The 19,526-nt window shown below is 72.1% G+C and carries 18 protein-coding genes and 1 tRNA gene; 10 read left to right on the top strand and 9 right to left on the bottom strand.

Going from position 1 to position 19,526, the window contains the following annotated elements; translation table 11 throughout:
- Positions 1-44: 44 nt before the first annotated feature.
- The 3 genes from AC0IW9_RS07265 to xseA form a co-directional block, all read right to left on the bottom strand.
- Positions 45-803 carry an SDR family NAD(P)-dependent oxidoreductase gene (locus tag AC0IW9_RS07265; RefSeq protein ID WP_471647549.1) on the bottom strand — a complete coding sequence of 253 codons (759 nt, stop codon included), beginning with the start codon at positions 801-803 and terminating at the stop codon, positions 45-47.
- Between the two features lie 61 nt (positions 804-864).
- A complete protein-coding gene (locus tag AC0IW9_RS07260; RefSeq protein ID WP_471647548.1) occupies positions 865-1,674 on the bottom strand; it encodes a M23 family metallopeptidase in 810 nt (269 codons plus the stop codon).
- The gene (gene xseA, locus AC0IW9_RS07255) at positions 1,671-3,122 is read right to left on the bottom strand and encodes an exodeoxyribonuclease VII large subunit (RefSeq protein ID WP_471647547.1); all 1,452 of its coding nucleotides are present in this window, start codon (positions 3,120-3,122) and stop codon (positions 1,671-1,673) included. Before xseA ends, AC0IW9_RS07260 begins: the two co-directional genes overlap by 4 nt.
- A 74-nt stretch (positions 3,123-3,196) precedes the next feature.
- Between xseA and purD the strand changes: the two genes are divergently transcribed.
- A complete protein-coding gene (gene purD / locus AC0IW9_RS07250) occupies positions 3,197-4,465 on the top strand; it encodes a phosphoribosylamine--glycine ligase (RefSeq protein WP_471647546.1) in 1,269 nt (422 codons plus the stop codon).
- On the opposite strand, the gene AC0IW9_RS07245 is transcribed toward purD, so the two are convergent.
- Together AC0IW9_RS07245 and AC0IW9_RS07240 are read right to left on the bottom strand one after the other, a co-directional pair.
- Positions 4,462-5,187: an ABC transporter ATP-binding protein gene (locus tag AC0IW9_RS07245; protein ID WP_471647545.1), complete on the bottom strand. Its 726-nt coding sequence runs from the start codon at positions 5,185-5,187 to the stop codon at positions 4,462-4,464. The genes purD and AC0IW9_RS07245 overlap by 4 nt on opposite strands.
- A gap of 5 nt (positions 5,188-5,192) precedes the next feature.
- Entirely contained in the window at positions 5,193-6,062 is an 870-nt protein-coding gene (locus AC0IW9_RS07240; RefSeq protein ID WP_471647544.1) for an ABC transporter permease, read from the bottom strand.
- Positions 6,063-6,163: 101 nt separating this feature from the next.
- Here AC0IW9_RS07240 and AC0IW9_RS07235 point away from each other — a divergent pair.
- Both AC0IW9_RS07235 and AC0IW9_RS07230 read left to right on the top strand, forming a co-directional pair.
- A tRNA-Met gene (locus AC0IW9_RS07235) sits at positions 6,164-6,240 on the top strand.
- A 67-nt stretch (positions 6,241-6,307) separates the two neighbouring features.
- Positions 6,308-7,831 carry an MDR family MFS transporter gene (locus AC0IW9_RS07230; RefSeq protein ID WP_471647543.1) on the top strand — a complete coding sequence of 508 codons (1,524 nt, stop codon included), beginning with the start codon at positions 6,308-6,310 and terminating at the stop codon, positions 7,829-7,831.
- A gap of 9 nt (positions 7,832-7,840) precedes the next feature.
- Here AC0IW9_RS07230 and AC0IW9_RS07225 read toward each other — a convergent pair whose 3' ends face one another.
- Positions 7,841-8,230 (bottom strand): carboxymuconolactone decarboxylase family protein, encoded by a 390-nt coding sequence (locus tag AC0IW9_RS07225; protein ID WP_471647542.1) that lies wholly within the window; start codon positions 8,228-8,230, stop codon positions 7,841-7,843.
- Between the two features lie 160 nt (positions 8,231-8,390).
- On the opposite strand from AC0IW9_RS07225, the gene AC0IW9_RS07220 reads away from it, so the two are divergent.
- The 5 genes from AC0IW9_RS07220 (at position 8,391) to AC0IW9_RS07200 (ending at position 14,171) form a co-directional block, all read left to right on the top strand.
- Positions 8,391-9,311: a LysR family transcriptional regulator gene (locus AC0IW9_RS07220; protein WP_471647541.1), complete on the top strand. Its 921-nt coding sequence runs from the start codon at positions 8,391-8,393 to the stop codon at positions 9,309-9,311.
- 61 nt (positions 9,312-9,372) lie between these two features.
- Positions 9,373-10,299 (top strand): NAD(P)-dependent oxidoreductase, encoded by a 927-nt coding sequence (locus AC0IW9_RS07215; protein WP_471647540.1) that lies wholly within the window; start codon positions 9,373-9,375, stop codon positions 10,297-10,299.
- A 213-nt stretch (positions 10,300-10,512) separates the two neighbouring features.
- On the top strand, positions 10,513-12,612 hold the full coding sequence (locus AC0IW9_RS07210; protein ID WP_471647539.1) for an HWE histidine kinase domain-containing protein: 2,100 nt from the start codon (positions 10,513-10,515) through the stop codon (positions 12,610-12,612).
- A 195-nt stretch (positions 12,613-12,807) separates the two neighbouring features.
- Complete coding sequence (locus AC0IW9_RS07205; RefSeq protein WP_471647538.1) at positions 12,808-13,278, top strand: MaoC family dehydratase; 471 nt, start codon at positions 12,808-12,810, stop codon at positions 13,276-13,278.
- Positions 13,275-14,171 carry an HpcH/HpaI aldolase/citrate lyase family protein gene (locus AC0IW9_RS07200; RefSeq protein ID WP_471647537.1) on the top strand — a complete coding sequence of 299 codons (897 nt, stop codon included), beginning with the start codon at positions 13,275-13,277 and terminating at the stop codon, positions 14,169-14,171. The genes AC0IW9_RS07205 and AC0IW9_RS07200 overlap by 4 nt, the downstream gene beginning before the upstream one ends.
- Here AC0IW9_RS07200 and AC0IW9_RS07195 read toward each other — a convergent pair.
- Positions 14,168-15,142 carry a Bug family tripartite tricarboxylate transporter substrate binding protein gene (locus AC0IW9_RS07195; protein WP_471647536.1) on the bottom strand — a complete coding sequence of 325 codons (975 nt, stop codon included), beginning with the start codon at positions 15,140-15,142 and terminating at the stop codon, positions 14,168-14,170. The two genes, AC0IW9_RS07200 and AC0IW9_RS07195, sit on opposite strands and share 4 nt — an antisense overlap.
- Positions 15,143-15,265: 123 nt before the next feature.
- Positions 15,266-16,258 (bottom strand): Bug family tripartite tricarboxylate transporter substrate binding protein, encoded by a 993-nt coding sequence (locus AC0IW9_RS07190; protein WP_471647535.1) that lies wholly within the window; start codon positions 16,256-16,258, stop codon positions 15,266-15,268.
- 80 nt (positions 16,259-16,338) lie between these two features.
- Between AC0IW9_RS07190 and AC0IW9_RS07185 the strand changes: the two genes are divergently transcribed.
- Both AC0IW9_RS07185 and AC0IW9_RS07180 read left to right on the top strand, forming a co-directional pair.
- A complete protein-coding gene (locus tag AC0IW9_RS07185; protein WP_471647534.1) occupies positions 16,339-17,991 on the top strand; it encodes a hypothetical protein in 1,653 nt (550 codons plus the stop codon).
- Positions 17,984-19,273, top strand: a complete 1,290-nt coding sequence (locus AC0IW9_RS07180) for a glycosyltransferase (RefSeq protein ID WP_471647533.1) — start codon at positions 17,984-17,986, stop codon at positions 19,271-19,273. The genes AC0IW9_RS07185 and AC0IW9_RS07180 overlap by 8 nt, the downstream gene beginning before the upstream one ends.
- Here AC0IW9_RS07180 and AC0IW9_RS07175 read toward each other — a convergent pair.
- Positions 19,203-19,526 carry a gamma-glutamylcyclotransferase family protein gene (locus tag AC0IW9_RS07175; protein WP_471647532.1) on the bottom strand — a complete coding sequence of 108 codons (324 nt, stop codon included), beginning with the start codon at positions 19,524-19,526 and terminating at the stop codon, positions 19,203-19,205. The two genes, AC0IW9_RS07180 and AC0IW9_RS07175, sit on opposite strands and share 71 nt — an antisense overlap.

The following is a 19,526-nucleotide window of genomic DNA, read 5'->3' as shown; positions in this document are numbered from 1 at the left end:
AAGGCTAGGATGATGCTGCGGTGCGGGAAAGGCCCTGGCGGATTCTATACGGTTCCGCCATCGACCACGAAGTGCTGCCCGGTCACCATCCGGCTGTCGTCGGCCGCCAGCCACAGCACCATGCGCGCGATATCCGGCGGATAGAGCCGTTCCTTCAGGCATTGCCGGTTCATGTTGTCGGCCTCGCTTTCCGGCGTCGCCCATTTCTCGAGCTGGCGTTCGGTGAAGATCCAGCCGGGGACGACCTCGTTCACCCGGATCCTGTCGGGGCCGAGGTCGCGCGCGAGGCCGCGGGTCAGGCCGCGGATGGCCGCCTTGGCGGTGGTATAGGCGGGCATCCCGCCCTGCAGCTTCATCCAGCTGACCGAACCCATGTTGATGATGGCGCCCTTGCCGAATTCCTTCATCATCGGCGCGACCGCCTGGGCACAGAAGAAGTGGTGGCGCAGGTTGGTATGCATGCGCTCGTCCCAGTAGTCCGGCTCCACCGTCTCCAGCCCGTGCCGGTCGTCGCGGGCGGCGTTGTTCACCAGGACGGAGATGGGGCCGAGCTGCTTCCGGATCTCGGCGATGGCGACGCGCAGCGAAGGAATGTCGCGCAGGTCGCAAAACAGGAAGGTGGCACCGGTGCGGGCGGCAGTGGCTTCGCCGGCGGCCTTGTCGAAATCGAGGAAGGCGACGCGGGCGCCCTGCGCGGCGAAATGCTCGACCATGACCGTGCCGATGCCGCTGGCGCCGCCGGTGATCAGGACGACACGGCCCTGGAGGCTGGGGTATTGGGCGAATTCGGATGCGGTGCTCATGCGGTGGCTCCGTCGCGCGGCTTTGCGTGCCTGCCCTGAACCGTTGGAAAGCCTGGGGGTTTCAGCCGGTTACCGGTGGCAACACGGGCTGGGCATCGAGCCAGGTGGTGTACCAGGAGAAGCCGAAATGCAGGTGCGGGCCGGTGACGCGGCCGGTCGCGCCGATGGCGCCGATGCGCTGGCCGGCCGAGACCTGCTGGCCCTCCGTCACGTTCTGCGCCGACATATGGGCATAGAGGGTATTCACCCCGTGCCCGTGGTCGATGACGACGATCTTGCCGAAGAAGAAGAAGTCGCCAGCGAGCGTCACCGTGCCGCCGGCGGCGGCCAGCAGCGGCGTGCCGGTCGGGGCGGCGATGTCGAAGCCGAAATGCGGCTGGCGCGGTTCGCCGTTCAGGATGCGCTGGCTGCCGAAGACGCCGCTGATGCGGCCATGGGCGGGCAGGATGAAGCCGGCGGCGAAATCGGTGCGGGGACTGTCGGTGGCCCGTGCTGCGGCCAGCCGCTCGCGCTCGGCGGTGATGCGGCGAAGGGCTTCCGGGTCCGGCGTGACCTGGGCGGGAGGCAGGCCGGTGATGCGCTGGGTCGGCCAGTCCCGCCTGGTGACGGCAAGGCGCTGGGTTTTGCTGCGGCCATTGGGGGCGGTGAGTGTGAGCATCGCCTCGGGGCCATGGTCGCGGCTGAAGCCGAAGGCGTATTCGCCGCCGGGTCCGACCCGGAGGCCGCGCCCATCCAGCGCCAGGCGGGTGCCGGGGGCGACGCGGCCATGGGCGAAGCCGCCCTGGGTCAGGCCCTCGGCGGGAATGGCGGCCAGCGCGGGACGCGCCAGCAGTAGCGCGGGCAGGGCGAGGGCGGTGCGGCGGCGGATCATAGCAGGGTCTCCTGCGTCGGCTTGCTGCCGCGGCGGCGGGCCGGTCTGGTGCCATCGGCGGTGGCGCCGATCGGGCCATCGGCGAAGGTGAGGGTCAGCTTCGCCCCCAGCGGGACGGCGGCGGCGGCCGTCAGCGGCGCGCCCTCGGCATCCTGCACCAGGACGAAGCCACGGGAGAGGACGGACTGGTAGGAGACGCCTTCCAGCCGGGCGACCAGGCCTTCCAGCCGGGCGCGCTTTTCCCGCACCAGGGCCAGCACCGGCGTGGCGGCGAAGCGGGCCAGCGGCGGCGCGGCCTGACGGCGGGCCTGGATGCGGTGCCAGGCGGCGCCGGCGCGGCCATCCAGCAGGGCGAGGGTCGCACGGCGGGCGGCGATCTGCTCGCGCGGATGCGGCAGGCGCGGGGCGAGGCGGGCGAGGGTGGCGCGCTTGCGGTCGATCAGGCCGGGCAGGGCAAGGGAGAGGCGCTCGCCGCGATCCTCCAGCCGCTGGCGCATGGCGCCGAGGATATTGGGCAGGTCCGGCAGGCCGCGCTCGGCCAGCAGCAGCCGGCGGCGGGCGCGGTCCAGCACGGCGCGGCCGAGCTGCAGCAGCCGCGCCTGGGTCTGGGCCAGGTCGGCGAGCAGGTCGGCGCGAGCGGGGATGGCCATCTCGGCGGCCGCCGTGGGGGTGGGGGCGCGGCGGTCGGAGGCGAAGTCGATCAGGGTGGTGTCGGTCTCATGCCCGACGGCGCTGATGAGGGGGATGGGGCTTTCGGCGGCGGCGCGGACGACGATCTCCTCGTTGAAGGCCATCAGGTCCTCGAGGCTGCCGCCGCCGCGGGCCACGATGATGACATCCGGGCGCAGGGCACCCTCCAGCCGGCCGAAGCCGCGGATGGCGGCGGCGATCTGCTCGGCGGCGCCGGCCCCCTGGACCGGGACCGGCCAGAGCAGGATGCGGCGGGGGAAGCGGCGGAGGATGGTGGTGCGGATGTCCTGGATGACGGCACCGCGCTCCGAAGTCACCACGCCGATGACCTGGGGGAGCATGGGCAGGCGGCGCTTGCGCTCGGGGGCGAACAGGCCTTCCTCGAGCAGGCGCTTGCGCAGCATCTCGATCCGGGCGAGCAGCGCGCCCTCGCCGGCGTATTCGATCCGGTCGATGACGAGCTGGTACTTCGATCGGTCGGGGTAGGTGCCGATGCGGCCGGTGGCGATCACCTCGATGCCGTTCTCCGGCTTGATCGAGAGGCGACCGACCGAGGTTTTCCAGATGACCGATTCGAGCTTCGCCGATTCGTCCTTCAGGGAAAGGTAGATATGGCCGGAGGGATAGCGCTTCAGCTCGGTGATCTCGCCGCGGACCCGGACGCGGCCGAAATTCTCCTCCAGCGTGCGCTTGATGGCGCCGGCGATCTCGGAGACGGCGAATTCGGGGATGTTGGCGCGAGGGGCGGGCGTGTCCATCGGGGTACCTTATGCTAAGGCCGCCCGGCTTAGGAGGCCCCCGGCCGTAACGGCCGGGGCTGAAAGGGTTGGCGATGAAGGTATTGGTGGTCGGCGGCGGCGGGCGGGAACATGCGCTGTGCTGGGCGATCGCGGCCTCGCCCATGCTGGGGAAGCTGTGGTGCGCGCCGGGCAATGCCGGAATCGCGGCCGTGGCGGAGTGCGTCGCCATCGGCGCCGAGGATGTGGCGGGGCTGGTCGGCTTCGCGCGGGCGCAGGGCGTCGACCTTGTCGTGGTGGGGCCGGAGGCGCCGCTGACGCTGGGGCTGGCCGATGCCTGCGCCGCGGCGGGGCTGAAGGTGTTCGGTCCCAGCCAGGCGGCGGCGGCGCTCGAAGGCTCCAAGACCTTCACCAAGGAAGTGGCGGACGCGGCCGGGGTGCCGACCGCCGCCTGGGCACGGTTCGAGGACGCCTCGGCCGCGCGCGCCCATATCCGGGCGCAGGGCGCGCCGATCGTGGTGAAGGCGGATGGGCTGGCGGCCGGCAAGGGCGTGGTGGTCGCGGCGACGGTGGAGGAGGCCGAGGCCGCCATCGGCGACATCATGGAGGACCGGGTCCATGGTGCCGCGGGGGCTGCCGTGGTGATCGAGGAATGCCTGATCGGGCAGGAGATCTCCTTCTTCGCCCTGTGCGACGGCGAGACCGCGCTGCCGCTGGGCGCGGCGCAGGACCACAAGCGCGTCGGCGATGGCGATACCGGGCCGAATACCGGGGGCATGGGTGCCTATTCGCCGCCGCCCATCTTCACCGAGGCACTGCGCGAGCAGGTGATGGCGGAGGTGGTGCGGCCGACCCTGGCCGAGATGGCGCGGCGGGGGACGCCCTTCCGCGGCGTGCTCTTCGCGGGGCTGATGCTGACCGCGGCCGGGCCGAAGCTGATCGAGTTCAACGTGCGCTTCGGCGACCCGGAATGCCAGGCGCTGATGGTCCGGCTGCGGTCCGACCTGCTGCTGGCCCTGCTGGCGGCGGCCGATGGCGAGTTGCGGAATTTCGACCTGCGCTGGGACCCGCGGCCGAGCCTGACGGTGGTGATGGCCTCGGCCGGCTATCCCGGCGCCTATGCCAAGGGGACGGAGATCCGCGGGCTGGAGCGGGCGGCGGCGGTTCCGGGGGTGGAGGTCTTCCATGCCGGGACGGCGCGGCGGGCGGATGGGGCGATGGTGGCGGCCGGCGGCCGGGTCCTGGGGGTGACGGCGGTGGGGGCAGACCTCCAGGCGGCGCGGGATGCGGCCTATGCCGCGGTGGATGCGATCGACTGGCCGGAAGGCTTCTGCCGGCGGGATATCGCCTACCGGGCGCTTTAGCCCAGCACGTCCTGGACGGTTCCGTCGGCGACGATCCTGCCGGCGTCGAGCTTGATGGCGCGGGTGCACCACTGGCGGACGATGCTCATGTCGTGGGTGGCCAGCACCATGACCTCGGCCTTGGTGACGAGGCCCTCGATCTTGGCCCGGGCGCGGTCGAGGAAGTCGGCGTCGCCGGCCATGAACCACTCGTCCATCAGCAGCACCTCCGGGTCCATCACCGTCGCCATGGCGAAGGACAGCCGCACGCTCATCCCGGCGGAGTAGGTCCGGACCGGCACGTCGAGGAACTCGGCCAGGCCGGAGAAGGCGCCGACCTCCTCGGCGAGGTCGGTGCTCTGGGCCTCGTCCAGGCCGCGGAACAGGCCGCGCAGGATGATGTTCTCCCGCCCCGTGGCATTGGCGTCCATCCCCGCGCTCGGGTCGATCAGCGCGCCGATGGTGCCGGCGACCTCGAGCCGCCCGGCGACCGGCTCATACACCCCGGCCAGGGTCCGCAGCAGGGTGGTCTTGCCGGCGCCGTTGTGGCCGACGAGGGCGACGCGTTCCCCGGCCTTGATGTGGAAGTCGAGGTCGCGCAGCGCGGCGACGACGATCCGGCTGGCCTCGTCCTGGCGCAGCCGCAGCGGCGAGTTGGCGAGGATGCGCTTCTTCAGGGAGCGGGCGCCGATGTGGTAGAGCGGGAACTCGATCGAGACCGCCTCGGCCAGGATATGGGGCATCGTCATTACACCCAGAAGGCGATGCGGCCGCGGAAGCGGATGAAGAAGGCCAGCGCCGCCCCGACCATGACGGCGGTATAGGCCAGGGCCGAGACCCAGACCAGGATCGGCGCGCCGCCCTCGACCAGCGGCCCGCGGACCGTCTCCATGAGGGCGTAGAAGGGGTTCAGCGGCAGCCAGGCGCGACCTGGGCCCAGCAGCTCGGGCTTCCACAGCACCGGCGAGAGGAAGAAGGCCAGCTGCATCACGCTGCCGATGATCGGGGGGATGTCGCGGAAGCGGGCGCAGAGCATGCCGAGCAGCAGCGCCAGGGCGCAGGCATTGATGCCGAGCAGCGCCAGCCCGGGGATGGCCAGCAGCGCCTCCCAGCCCGGCCAGGCGCCGGTGGCGAGGAAGACCAGCAGGATGATGGGCAGGTTGTGGGCGGCGATGATGGCGTTGCGGTGGACGCAGCGCATGGCATGGACGGAATAGGGCAGCGGCATCTGGCGGATGATGCCCTCGGCGCTGGTCAGGCTGGTGCAGGCGTCGCTGACGACCTGGCTGATGGTGTTCCAGATGATCAGCGAGACGGCGAGGAAGGGCAGGTAGGTCGCCAGCTCCATCTTGAAGAGCGAGGAGTAGAGCAGGCCGAGGCCGCCGATCATGACCGCGGTCGACAGCGTCAGCCAGAAGGGGCCGAGGACCGAGCCGCGGTAGCGGTTGCGGATGTCGAGGCTGCCGAGGGCGACCGAGAGCCGCCAGCGCCGGGCGCCGGTGGCGATATCGGCCAGCGCCACCGCCCGCCGCCGCGGCAGGGCGGCATCGAAGACGTAACGCGTCTCGGGACGCACCTCGGGCAGGCGCGGGGAAGGGTCCAGGGCGTGGTCCAGCATGGCCGCGCCTATAGACCCTGGCGAAGGCGGGGGCCAGGATATGGAGCGGCACGATCCAGCATCTTGCATCCCGCGGCGAAAGCCGTCATACCGCGCGCCGCGCCTGGGTAGCTCAGCTGGTTAGAGCACGGCACTCATAATGCCGGGGTCGCCGGTTCAAGTCCGGCCTCAGGTACCACCCTTTTCGGGCGCGATTCTCCCCATCCTCCTTCCGGACGGCGCCGTCCGTAGCCGAAGGACAGCGCGTGGCCGCTCCTACTCCGACCGATGCGGCGCCCGTGCCGCCGGTGCGCCTGCGGATCGTATTGACCGGGGCCCTGCTGGCGATGCTGCTGGCGGCGCTGGACCAGAACATCGTCAATACCGCCATGCCCCGGATGGTGGGCGAGCTCGGCGGGATGGCGCATCTGTCCTGGGTGGTCACCGCCTTCATGCTGACCTCGACCACCACGACGCCCTTGTACGGCAAGCTGTCGGATATCTATGGCCGGCGGCGGCTGTTCTTCTTCGCCATCACGCTGTTCCTCGGCGGGTCGCTGATGTGCGGCGCGGCGCAATCCATGGGGCAGCTCATCGGCTTCCGCGCCTTGCAGGGCTTAGGCGCCGGCGGGCTGCTGGTGCTGGCCCAGGCGGTGATCGGCGACGTCGTCTCGCCACGGCAGCGGCCGCGCTACCAGGGGCTGTTTTCCGGCACCTTCGCGCTGGCCAGCGTCGCCGGACCGCTGCTGGGCGGGCTGATCACCTCCATGCTGTCCTGGCGCTGGGTCTTCTACGTCAACCTGCCCATCGGCATCCTGGCCCTGGTGATGATCGCGCTCGGGCTGCGGACGCCGCCTTCGGGCAAGCCGCGGCCGATCGACTATGGCGGCGCCGTGCTGCTGGCGGGGGCGACGACGGCGCTGCTGCTGTTGCTGGCCTGGGGCGGCACCGAATTTCCCTGGGCCTCCCTGGCCAGCGCCGGGCTTGCCGCGGCCGCCGCCATCCAGGTCGGGCTGTTCCTGTGGTGGGAAGCACGGGCGCCGGAGCCCCTGATCCGGCTTTCCCTGTTCCGCAACCCGATCTATGCGCGGGGCGTCGCCGTCAGCGGCATGATGACCTTCGCCATGCTGGGCTCGACGGTCTTCCTGCCGCTCTATTTCCAGCTCGTGCTGGGGATGAATCCGGCGGTCGCCGGGGCGATGATGCTGCCGCAGGTGGCGGGCATGCTGCTGTCCTCGGTGATCGGCGGACGCATCGTCACCCGGCTCGGGCGGACCAAGCCCTTCCTGCTGGCCGGGCTGGGGCTGGAGGCGGTGGCCCTGGGCAGCCTGGCGGCCTTTGCCTTCATCGGGGCGGCGCCGGCTGCCTTCCTGATATCCATGGGGGCGCTCGGCCTGGGAATGGGCATGGGGATGCCGAACCTGACGACGGCGGTGCAGAATGCCGTCTCGCACCGGGAGCTCGGGGCCGCGACCGGGGCGATGGCCTTCGTCCGCTCGCTCGGCGGTGCGCTCGGGGTCGCGGCCTCGGGCACCATCATGGCCGCGCGGCTGGCGGCGGCGCTGGCGGAGGCCGGGGCGACGCTGGATATCGGCCGGCTGACGGAGCAGGGCGTGCATGCCCTGTCCGCGCTGACGGCGGCGCAGCAGGCCGGGATCAGCGCCGCCTACCGGACGGCGCTGACCGGCAGCTTCCTGCTGAGCGGGGCGGTGATGAGCCTGGCCTTCTTCCTGGTGCTCGGCCTGCCGGAGCTGATGCTGCGGAATGCCATCGAGGATGCCGCGGATTAGCGGCAGCGATCAGGGCGCAGCGGCGAATTCGGCCTCCTCGAAGACCTCGCGCGCCATCTTGAAGCCCTCGCCGGCCGCCGGCACGCCGCAATAGACGCAGCTCTGCAGCAAGACCTCCTGAATCTCGGCCCGGGTCGCGCCATTGGTCAGGGCGCCGCGAACATGGATCTTCAGCTCGTTCGGCTTGCCGAGGGCGACCAGCATGCCGAGGTTGACCAGGCTGCGGGTCTTCCGGTCGAGGCCGGGCCGGCCCCAGACCTCGCCCCAGCAATAGCGCAGCGCCAAGTCCTGGAAGGGCAGGTCGAAGCCGGTGGCATTGGCCAGGGCGGCATCATGGCGCGCCTGGCCGATCACCTCGGCGCGGATGCGGCTGCCCTGGTCGAGACGGTCGTCGCTCATGCTGGTTCGGTCCTGTCCGCGGCGGATAGGGCGGCAGGGTCCCGCGCGGCGGGGCGCGCAACAAGCAGGATATGCCGAACGGGCGTTGCCGGGGCGGCAACGCGCGCCGGATACAGGAACGCTTGAACCGCCGGCGGCGACGGCGATTGGGAGGGTTGCGATGGACGAGCGGGCGCTGCGCTACTTCCTGGCGGTGGTCCGGCAGGGCTCCATCCGGGGTGCGGCCGGGGTGCTGAACGTCGCCGCCTCGGCGATCAGCCGGCAGGTCGCCGACCTCGAGGCGCGCTGCGGCCTGCCGTTGCTCGAACGCCTGCCGCGCGGCGTGGTGCCGACCGAGGCGGGCAAGGCGGTGGCCGACCATGCCCTGCAACGGGCGGAGGATACCCGGCAGCTCGAGGACCACCTGCAGCAATTGCGCGGCCTGCGGCAGGGCGCGGTGCGGATCTGCTGCGGCGAAGGCTTCGTCGGCGACCTGCTGGAGAATGGCCTGCCGGGCTTCGCCGCGCTCTACCCGCAGATCCGCACGCGGCTGGAGCTGGCCGGCACCCGGGGCGTGCAGGCCAGCGTCGGCCGGGGGGAGGCCGATGTCGGCCTGGCCTACAACCCGGTGGCCGAGACCGCGCTGCGTTCCGTCGCGGTCGCCCGGCAACCGCTGCATCTGGTGATGGCGCCCGGGCATCCGCTGCGCGACCGCAAGCGGATCGGCCTGAAAAGCCTGGCGCGGGAGGCGGTGGCGCTGCTCAGCGAGGGGCATGGGGTGCGGCTGCTGCTGCAACGGGTGGAGGCCGACCAGCGCTTCCATCTGGTGCCGGTGCTGGAAACGAGTTCCATCGATGTGCTGCGGCGCCATGCCATGGCGGGACAGTCGATCACCTTCCTCCCGGCCTTCGCGGTGGCGCCGGAGGTCAAGGCCGGCCTGCTGATCCTGCGGCCGCTGACCGATGCGCTGCTGGTGGAGGCGAGCGCGCATATCCTGGTGCGAAGCCGGCGCCGGCTGCCGGTGCCGGTCGAGCGGCTGCTTGGAATCCTGGCAGAGGGGATGGAGGCTTTCCGGGCCTCCCCGCCCGTGGCGGAGGCGTGAGGGACGGAAGCGTTGCCGCCGCCGCAACGGCTGTTCGCAAGACGCCGCTTGTGGTGGTGCGGTGCCCTGGGGGACATCGGGGGCGCGGCCTGGAACAGGGATATTCGGAATGACCATCGGCATCGTCGGCGTCGTCGGCCTCGGCAACATGGGGCTGCCCATGGCGGTGACCCTGGCCCGGGCGGGTTTCGCGGTGATGGGCTTCGACGTGAGTGCCGAGCGGCGGCAGCTGGCCGCAGCGCAGGGCATCCGCGCCGTCGCCGAGGTGGCGATGCTGCTGCGCGAGGCGGATGCGGTGGTGTCCTCCTTGCCGCATGGCCGCGATGTCGAGGCCCTGGTGCGGACGCCGGCCGGCTTGCTGGAGCGCCGCGGCCGCCGGGTGCTGCTGGTCGATACCTCGACGGCGGATCCGACCACGAGCCGGCGGCTGGCGGCCCTGCTGGAGGCCGCGGGCCATGGCCACCTCGATGCGCCGGTCAGCGGCGGGCCGGCGGGTGCCGCCACCGGCCAGCTCACGATGATGATCGGCGGGGCGGAGGCGGATTTCGCCGCGGCGCAGCCGGTGCTGGCGGCGCTCTCGGCCAAGGCGGTGCATGTCGGCCCCTCCGGCGCCGGCAACGTGGCGAAGCTGATCAACAACATGCTGGTCGCAGCCCACCTCCTCACCAATGGCGAGGCCTTCCGGCTGGCCGAGGCGGCGGGCGTGAAGGCGGAGGCGGTGCTGGAGGTGGTCAATGCGGCGACCGGGCGCAGCGCGGTCAGCGAGGTCTTCTTCCCGAAGTGGATCCTGCCGGAGGGTTTCGACAGCGGCTTCTCGGCCGGGCTGATGCGCAAGGATGTCGGGCTGGCGGCGGCGCTGGCGCAGGAGGTCGGGATCGACCTGCCCCTGAGCGCGATGGTGGCCGCGCTCTGGGCTGGCAGTCGCGCGGCGGTGCCGGATGCCGCGGACTTCACCCGGATCGCGGCGCTCGACCGGCGGCAGGACTAGGCTGCGGACCTCAGCACGGGAGCGTGATGACAACCCGCCAATGTAACGTATAAAATGGTCGGGAAGGCCGGACGCCCCGGGCGGGGCGCGTGAGCCGGCCCATACACGCGACCCAACGCGCCGGACCGAGGATCTGCATCTGCGGTACTGCCACGCCAGGGCAACGATCACCGGTATCGCAGCGTGACCGGGCATGCTCGCCCCCCTCCGGGCTTGCGAAGCCATCTTGTCGCGCTGGTGCTCGCCGTGCTGCTGCCGGCGCTGGTCATCGGCGGGGCCTCCGCCTGGCGGCTGGCGCTGAGCTACCGCCAGTCCTTCGAGGCGCGGCTGATGGATACCGCCCGGGCGCTGGCGCTCTACCTCGATAGCGAGATCGAGGCGCATGCGGCGGCGGCGGCGGCGCTTGCCTCCTCCCCCTTGCTGGACGGCGATGACCTGCGGCCCTTCCGGGACTGGGCCAGCGGGGTGGGCCGGACCATGGGAAGCTGGGTCGCGGTGAATGCGACCGAGCCGGGGTTTCGCCAGCTGGTGAATACCGCCCTGCCGGAGGGAGCCCCCATGCCGCCGCCCTCGCCGCCGGGCGAAGGGGCCTGGACCGTCATCAACCGGGTGATCGCAACCGGCCGGCCGGCCGTTTCGGATTACTTCCAGGGCCGTGCCACGGGGCGGCGAATCGTCGCGGTGGCGGCGCCGGCGCTGCGCCAGGGCGAGGTTACCCGCGTGGTCCTGCTGGTGATGGACCCCGCCCGGCTTTCCGAAAGGCTGCGGGCGCTGGCTCTGTCCGGCGACGCCTTCGCCTCGGTGGCGGATGGCCAGGGACAGATCGTGGCAAGGTCGCGCAATTTCGACCTGGCGCAGGGGAAGGTGCCGGCCAGCCGCGAAGTGTCCGAAACGGAACGCGCCCGGGGCATCTTCACCACCCGCTCGATCGAAGGGGAGCAGGCGCTCTACGCCAGCCAGAACCTGCGGAGCGCGGCGGGCTGGACCCTGGTGGTGGCGGAACCCTATGACCGCTACCGCGCGAGCTGGCTGGGCCCGCTGGCGATCCTTGCGGCCGGTGCGGTGGCGGTGATGGCCCTGGGCCTCGCCGTGGCGGCCCTGCTGGCCCGCCGCATCCTGACCCCGGTGCGGCTGCTGGTGGACCAGGCGGTGGCGGTGGCGGCCGGGCAGCGCGCCCTGCCGCCGCCCGGCACGCCCCCTGCCAACGTGGCGGAATTCGAGGCGCTGCGGGTGGCGAGCGAGGCTGCCGCGCGGACGCTGGAGGCGCGGGAGGCGGAGTTCCGCTCCATCTTCGAGACCGCGGCCGCAGGGGTGGTCGAGATCGATGCGCGGAGCCTGCGGTACCTGCGGGTCAACCGCCGCTTCTGCACGATCTCCGGCCGGACGGAGGCGGCGCTGGTCGGAGGCGGGCTGCGCCCGGATGATATCTGCCATCCCGATGACCTCGGCCGGAATGCCGTATCGGAAGTCCTGGCGCAGGGGATCGAGGCGGAGGCGGAAGTCAGGCTGCTCCGGCCGGATGGCGCGGTGGCCTGGGTGCGGGCGAGCGCGGCGGTCTCCGCCCGCGCGGCGGATGGCAGCCCCCTGCGGATCGTCAGCGTGGTGCGCGACGTGACCGAGCGGCGGCGGGCGGAACAGGCGCGGGAGCTGCTGGCGCGGGAGGTGGACCACCGGGCGAAGAATGCGCTGGCGGTGGTGCAGGCGGTGGTCCGGCTGACGCCGAAGGATACGCTGGCGAGCTATGCCAAGGCGGTGGAAGCGCGGATCAACGCCCTGGCGCGGACGCATACGCTGCTGGCGAATGGCCGCTGGGCGGGGACCGAGCTGCATAGCCTGGCGCGGGCCGAGTTGGGCGCCTTCCTGCCGGACCCGGCCAAGGCGTCACCCGGCAAGGGCGGCACCACGCTCGCCGGGCCGGTGGTGATGCTGTCGCCGGCGGCCTCCCAGGCGATCTCCATGGTGCTGCACGAACTGGCCACCAATGCGACGAAATACGGGGCCCTGTCTGCGCCGGGTGGTGCGGTGCATCTGCACTGGTCGGTCGATGAGGCGCAGGGCCACCTGACGCTGAACTGGGAGGAGCGGGGCGGCCCGCCGGTGACCGGTCCGCCGGCACGCCTCGGCTTCGGCTCCAAGGTCATCGAGGCGACGATGCGCGACCAGCTCGGCGGCGAGGCGAGCCAGTGCTGGAAGGCGGAAGGGCTGGTCTGCCGGATCCAGGTGCCGCTCGAGCGAATCCTGGCGGGGCTGGAGCCGAAGGGCGAGGCGTCGGCCGCGATCCACGCCGGGAGCGAAGCGGCACCGGGGCACTGACCCGGAGGCCAGGGTTGTCCGGTGCCGGGAGTTGCGGCACCGTCAGGCGCAAGCGCGGCGGCAGGCGCAGGTAAGGAAGGGGAAGCGGCATGTTCGATCCGCGGGGAATCGCTGTCCTGCAAGGCGGCACCAGGGCTGCGGCCGTGGCGCAGCCCCAGGCGCCGATGCAGACGCCGCTGCAGGCGGGCTGACGCCATGTCGGGCCTGTACTTCGAGGAATTCGAGATCGGCCAGGTCTTCCGGCACCGGATGCGCCGGACCATTACCGAGGCCGACAACGTCTTCTTCTCGGCGCTGACGCATAACCCGGCGGCCCTGCACCTCGACGAGGAATACTGCCGGACGGAAACCGAGTTCGGCCAGCGCATCGTCAACAGCGCCTTCACCCTGGGGCTGATGGTCGGCATCACCGTCGGCGATACGACGCTCGGCACCACGGTCGCCAACCTGGGCTGGGACGAGGTGCGGTTCCCGAAGCCGCTGTTCCACGGCGACACCATCCGGGTCGAGACGGAGGTGCTGTCCAAGCGGCCCAGCAGGTCGCGGCCGGGGCAGGGGATCGTCGAATTCCTGCATCGAGCCTTCAACCAGAAGGGCGAGCTGGTGGCGCATTGCAAGCGCTCCGGCCTGATGCTGGGGAAACCCGGGCTGGGGAAGCCGGCATGAGCCTGCCGATCCGGTCCTGGCTGTTCGTGCCGGGCGACAGCGAGCGGAAGCTGGCCAAGGGCGGCGAGAGCGGCGCCGATGCGCTGATCCTCGACCTGGAGGATTCGGTGGCGCCGGCGCGGAAGCCGGTCGCGCGGGAGATGGTGCCGGATTACCTGCGGGCCCATGCCGACCGGCGGCCGCAGCTCTGGGTGCGGATCAACCCGATCGACGAGGGTGGCCTGGCCGATGCGGCGGCGGTGGTGCGGGCGGCACCGAATGGGCTGGTGGTGCCCAAGGTGAATGGGCCGGACGACCTGCTGCGCGTCTCGCACTGGCTGGATGCGCTGGAGACGCGGGATGGGCTGCCGCCGGGACGCATCCGTCTGCTGTCGGTGGCGACGGAGACGGCCGCGGCCGTGCTGCGGCTGCCGGAATACGCGCGGACCGCGGTGCCGCGGCTGGCGGCGCTGACCTGGGGGCAGGAGGATCTGCCTGCGGCGATCGGCGCGACCGGCAACCTCGATGCCTCCGGCGGCTTCGCGCTGACCTATCGCTACGCCCGGTCCGCCTGCCTGCTGGCCGCCGTCGCGGCGGGGGCGCAGCCGGTGGATACGCTGGAGCAGGATTTCCGCAACGAGGCCGCCTTGCAGGCAGCCTGCGCGGCGGCGCGGCGGGAGGGCTTCACCGGCAAGATCGCCATCCACCCGGCCCAGGTGGCCGCCATCAACGCGGGCTTCCGGCCGACGGCCGAGGAGGTCGCCTTCGCCCGCCGCGTCGCGGAGGCCTTCGCCGCCAATCCCGGCATCGGCACGGTCGGGATGGAGGGGCGGATGCTCGACATGCCGCATCTGCGCCAGGCGCAGCGGGTGCTGGCGGCGGATGCGGCCTTCGGGGAGGCAGCGGGCGGCTAATCCGGCTTCGCGCCGGAGGCCTGGACCAGGGCGGCGACCCGGGGCAGCTCGGCCGCCTGGAAGCTGGCGAATTCCTCCGCCGTGCTGCCCACCGGCTCGTAGCCGAGCTGGATCATCTTCTCCCGCGTCTCGGGCTGGGCCATGGCGGCGGCAATCTCGGCCGAGAGACGGTTGACGACCGGTGCCGGCGTGCCGGCCGGGGCGAAGACGCCGAGCCAGCTGCCGAAGGCATAGCCGGGCAGGTCCCGGCCGATGGTTGGCGTCTCCGGCAGTTGCGGCGAGGGCTCCCGCCGGCTGAGGCCGAGGGCGCGCACCTGGCCGGCGCGCACCTGCTGCAGCGCCTCGATCACCGGGGAGAAGATCAGGTCGATCCGGCCGGCCACGAGCTCCGCCATGGCCGGGGCGCCGCCGCGGAAGGCGACCTGGGTGAAGCGCACCCCGGCCTGCTGCTCGAACAGCACCGCGGCGAAATGCTGCGAGGTGCCGGCGCCGCCGGTGCCGCAATTGAGGCCGCCGGGCCGGGCCTTCGCCAGGGCGATCAGCGCCGCCACGCTGCGGGCCGGGACGGAGGGGTGGACTACCAGCAGCACCGGGCTGAGCACCACGAGGGAGACCGGGGCGAAGTCCCGCGCGACGTGGAAGGGCAGGTTGGGGAACAGCGCCTGGTTGACCGCATGGGTGCCCATGGAGCCCATCACCAGCGTATAGCCATCGGGCGTGGCACGGGCGGCGGCCTCGGAGGCGATATTGCCGCCGGCACCGGTGCGGTTCTCCACCAGCACGGACTGGCCGAGCGCGGGGGTGATGGCCTGGGCGACGATGCGGGCGGTGGTATCCGTGCTGCCGCCGGCGGCGAAGCCGACGAAGAGGCGGATCGGCCGGTCCGGTGACCATTGCTGGGGGCGGGCGTCGTGGCTACGGGCGGCGAGGGGCAGCGCGGCAAGCGCCGGCAGCAGGCTGCGGCGATACATCCTGGATCCTCCCTGGGGCCCAGGCCGTCGTTGCCCTTGGGCCTTATTGTCGCGGGCGTCGTTGCGCCGCGAGGGGGTATCCTCGGCCGTTGGCCCGGCCGCTGTCGAGCAAAAGGCGCGGGGTCAGAAATCCGCCCGGATGCCGGCCTGCTTGATGATGGCGCCCCATTTCGCCTGTTCGCGGGCGAGATAGGCATCGCCCTCGGCCGGGGTATTCACCACCAGGGCGAAGCCGAGCTCGGCCAGGCGCGGCTGCAGCGCCGGCTCCCGCGCCGCCTTGGCGAGCGCATCGTGCAGCCGGGCGATGGGCGCATCGGGCGTCGCCTTCGGGGCCGAAAGCATGGTCCAGGTATAGACGTCGTAATCCTTCAGGCGCGGGTCGCTCTCGGCCATGGTGGGCACGTCCGGGAAGGCGGCGAGGCGGTCCTGCACCAGGGAGGCCAGCGGGCGGACCGTGCCGGCGCGGATATGCGGGGCGGCGCCGGGCAGGTCGGCGAAGACCATCTGCACGTTGCCGGCGAGCAGGTCCGCCATGGCCGGGCCGGTGCCGCGATAGGCGACATGGGTCATGCCGGTGCCGGTCATCAGCCGGTAGAGCTCGCCGCCCAGGTGCAGCGGCGTGCCGTTGCCGGCCGAGCCGTAGTTCAGCTTCCCCGCATTGGCGGCGGCATAGGCGTGGAATTCGGCGAGGGTCTTCGCCGGGAAATCCGCGCGGACGACAAGGATATAGGGGACGGTCGCCAGCAGCGAGACGACGCGGAAGGAGGCGGCGCTGTCGAAGGGCACCGGGTCCATGGTCAGCGGCGCCATCATGAAGCTGATGCTGCCCATCAGCACGGTATAGCCATCCGGCTTCGCGGTCAGGACGCTACGGGTGCCGATGGTGCTGCCGGCGCCGGCGCGGTTCTCCACCACCACCGGCTGGCCGAGCGCGGCGGACATGCCGGGGGCCACCAGCCGGGCCGCGATATCGGGTGAGCCGCCGGGGGCGAAGGGCACCACCATGGTGACGGGGTGGTCGGGGAAGCCCGGTTGGGCCAACGCCGGCTTAACAAGGAGGGCAGGGGCAGCAAGGAGGGCTGGCGCGGCGAGCAGGGCGCGGCGGGTCGGGCGCATGGGCGTTCCTCGGCGTTTGGCGGAGGATGCCATGGGACGGCGCTACCCCCAACCCAGGGTGAATGTGATAGGACTGCGGCATGTCTCAAGCCGCTGTGATCCCGCCCGGTGTGGTCCCATCCGGCGAAGCCTCCCTGCTGCGCCGGCTCGGCACCCTGCGGGAGGATGCGGGGCGGCGGCTGCTGGGGGTGCAGCTGCGGCCGGTGGCGGCCAATCTGCGCGGCTTCATCGAGAGCGTCGCGGTCGATTCCGCCGGCGTCATCTGGGTATCCGGCTGGCTGGCGAAGGACCAGCCGCTGGAGTTTCCGGCCGTACTCTTCGATGGGAAGAAGCATGCGGCGGCGGTGTCGCTCACCAGCTTCCCGCGCGCCGACCTGCCGGACCATGCCCGTGCGGTCTTCGGCGCCATGCTGACGGCGTGGCAGCCCGGGCCGGGCGAGATCGAGCTATACCTGTTCTTCGGCGAGGGGCTGGCCTTCTTCCAGCGTGGGCTGAAGCCGGTGCGGGTGCTGGAGACCAAGGCGGCGCTGGAGCAGTTCGAGCAGATCCGCGGCACCTGCGACCGCGCCACCGCGCTGCCGCTGCAGCGGATGATGACCTCCGCCGAAAGCTGGATGCCGGATACCGCGCGGGCCGGGGGCAATGCCCAGGCCAGCGTCGATAAGGTGCTGCTGCTGGGCGGCTTCGGCTGCCTGGTGGAGGGCTGGGCGCTGAGCCCGACCAAGCGGGTCGAGCGCTTCGCCATGAAGTTCGGGGATGCGGTGCTGCGCTCCGACCCGCTGACCACCTACCACAAGGCGCGGCCGGACCTGTTCGAGACCTTCCCCGACTACGGGCCGCTGCTGGACCGGGTCGGCTTCGTCGCGGTGTTCCGCGGGGCGATCGACATCGACGACGTCAGCGAGCCGATCCTGAAGCTGATCTTCACCGATGGGACCTCGGCCAATCAGGTGGTGCCGGCGGCGGTGTTGCGGCGGATCGGCCATTCGGTGGCGCCGGAGGCGGCGCTGGCCCTGTTTCCCTCGCTGCGGCACGAGCGGTTCTTCACGGATTTCGCCCGTGCCCTGCAGCGCGATGCGGCGGCGCGGCTGGGCGGCTGCGAGGCTTGGCGGGTGGCACCGGCGGCGCGCGTGGTGGTGCTGGCGGTCCCGGCGGATCGCAGCGACGCCTTCCTGCTGGCGGAGCAGCTGCGCCAGGCCGGTCTCGGCCTATCCGGCGCAGGTCTGGTCTTCCTGGCGGAGCGCGGCGGCATCCGGCCGGAGATCCTGGCGATCTTCGCGGGGCTCGAGGCCGGGCTGGGGGCGCCGTGCAGCCTGCTGTTCGTGGAGGACATCCGCTACGCCTTCCATCTGCTGCCGGAGGCCTTGCGGGCGGTGGCGGCGCAACGCTTCGTCTTCATCGGCCAGGGCGTGTTCCTGGCGCCGGAGGGCTGGCGGGCGGCGCTGGCGGTGCTGGGCGGCGAGGATGACTCGCTGCATGTCTTCGACCTGGCGGCGGAGCAGCAGGCGCCGCTTTCCGCCGCGGATTGCTTTGCCTGGATCACGGCGGGCTTCGCCGCGCTGCTGCCGACCGTGCCGCTGTTCCTCGGCGGCCAGCATGGCGACAACGGGCTGGGCCGGGCGCCGGGTGGGACGCGCCTGCATCCCGCGGCGGGCTGGCGGATCGGCGAGGCGGCGGTCGGCTCGGCGCTGACCGGCTGGGTCAATGCGGCGCTGGAGGCCGGGCATGGGTGAGCAGGCCGATCCGGGACGCATCGCGGTGCTGTCGCATGTGCATCCTTCGCTTTCGCGCGGCGGGGCGGAGATCGCGGCGCATACGCTCTTCACCGGCCTCAGGGAGATCGGGGTCGATGCCACCTTCATCGCCGCCTGCCCGGAGCAGGACCGGGCGCGGCTGCGGCTGGGCTCGGCGCAGGAACGCGTGGTGCATGTGGACGCCGGGGGCTACGACGCCTTCTACCATATCGCGGCCCCGGACGTCCTGGCGCAGCTCGGGCGGATCGTCGCGGCGGACGGCATCCGGCTGCTGAACTTCCACCACTTCATGAATTTCGGCGTCAACACGATGCGGGCGCTGGGCGTGCCGGCGGTGCTGACGCTGCATGAGTTCCTCGCGGTCTGCCACCACTCCGGCCAGATGGTGACGCGGCCGGCGCGGCACCTCTGCGCCGAGGCGACGGCCGAGGCCTGCGCCACCTGCTTCCCGGAGCGCGGCGCCGGCCGCTTCGCCATGCGCCGGCGCTTCCTGCTGGAAGCGCTGGGGGCCTTGCAGGGCTTCGTCTCGCCCAGCCACTTCCTCGCCGGGCGGATGGCGGACTGGGGCCTGCCGCGGGAGCGGATCGTGGTGATCGAGAACGGGCTGCGCGATGCCTCGCCGCCGGCGCCGCTGAAGCCGGCGGGGGAGGAGCCCTGGGTCTTCGGCTATTTCGGCCAGATCAACCCCTTCAAGGGGGTGGAGCTGCTGCTGGAGGTGGCGGCGCTGGTCGAGGCGGATGCCGAGCTGGCGGGGCGGGTCCGCATCCGCATCCATGGGGTGATGATCGGCCAGCCGGCGGAATTCGTGGCGCGTTTCCAGGCGGCGGTGGCGCGGCATGCCTGCCTCGATTTCGTCGGCGCCTACGACAATGCCTCGGTCGGGCGGCTGATGCGGGCCTGCGACTACGTGGTGGTGCCGAGCACCTGGTGGGAGAATTCCCCGGTGGTGATCCAGGAGGCCTTCCAGGCCGGGCGGCCGGTGCTCTGCAGCGACATCGGCGGCATGGCGGAGAAGGTGGTGGATGGCGTCTCCGGCCTGCAGTTCCGCGTGGGCAACCGGCAGGACCTGTTGCGGGCGATGCGGGCGGCGGTGCAGCCAGGGGTGCAGGCGGGGCTTTGCGCCGGGCTGCCGGCGGTGAGCGACCGGGTGGCGATGGCGCGGGCCTATCTGGCGGCCTTCGCCGGTTTCGCTACCCCGTCCGCCAGCGCGGCGCCATCCAGGCCCTCGCCCGCATCGGGCCCCGTCCCGTCTGCACCCTGACCGGCACCAGCCGGTAGTCCGCGCCTTCATAGGCGGCGAGGCGGGCACAAGCGGCGGGACCGGCGCGCAGCAGGGCGCCCTCGGTCACCGTGCCGGGCCGCGCGACCAGCGTGGGATAGGGCGTGCCGCGCAGCGCCACCCGGGCATAGCCGGGGAGGCGGGCGGGACGCAGGCGGCGGGGCAGCGCCGGCTCCCCGCTCTGGCGGGCCAGCACCCGGGGGTCGAGCAGGGTGCCGTAGAGGAAGAGCAGCAC

The sequence above is a fragment of the Belnapia sp. AC561 genome, assembly GCF_979252845.1.
Note: the sequence above shows the minus strand (reverse complement) of the source record. Positions and strands in the feature narration are given on the sequence as shown.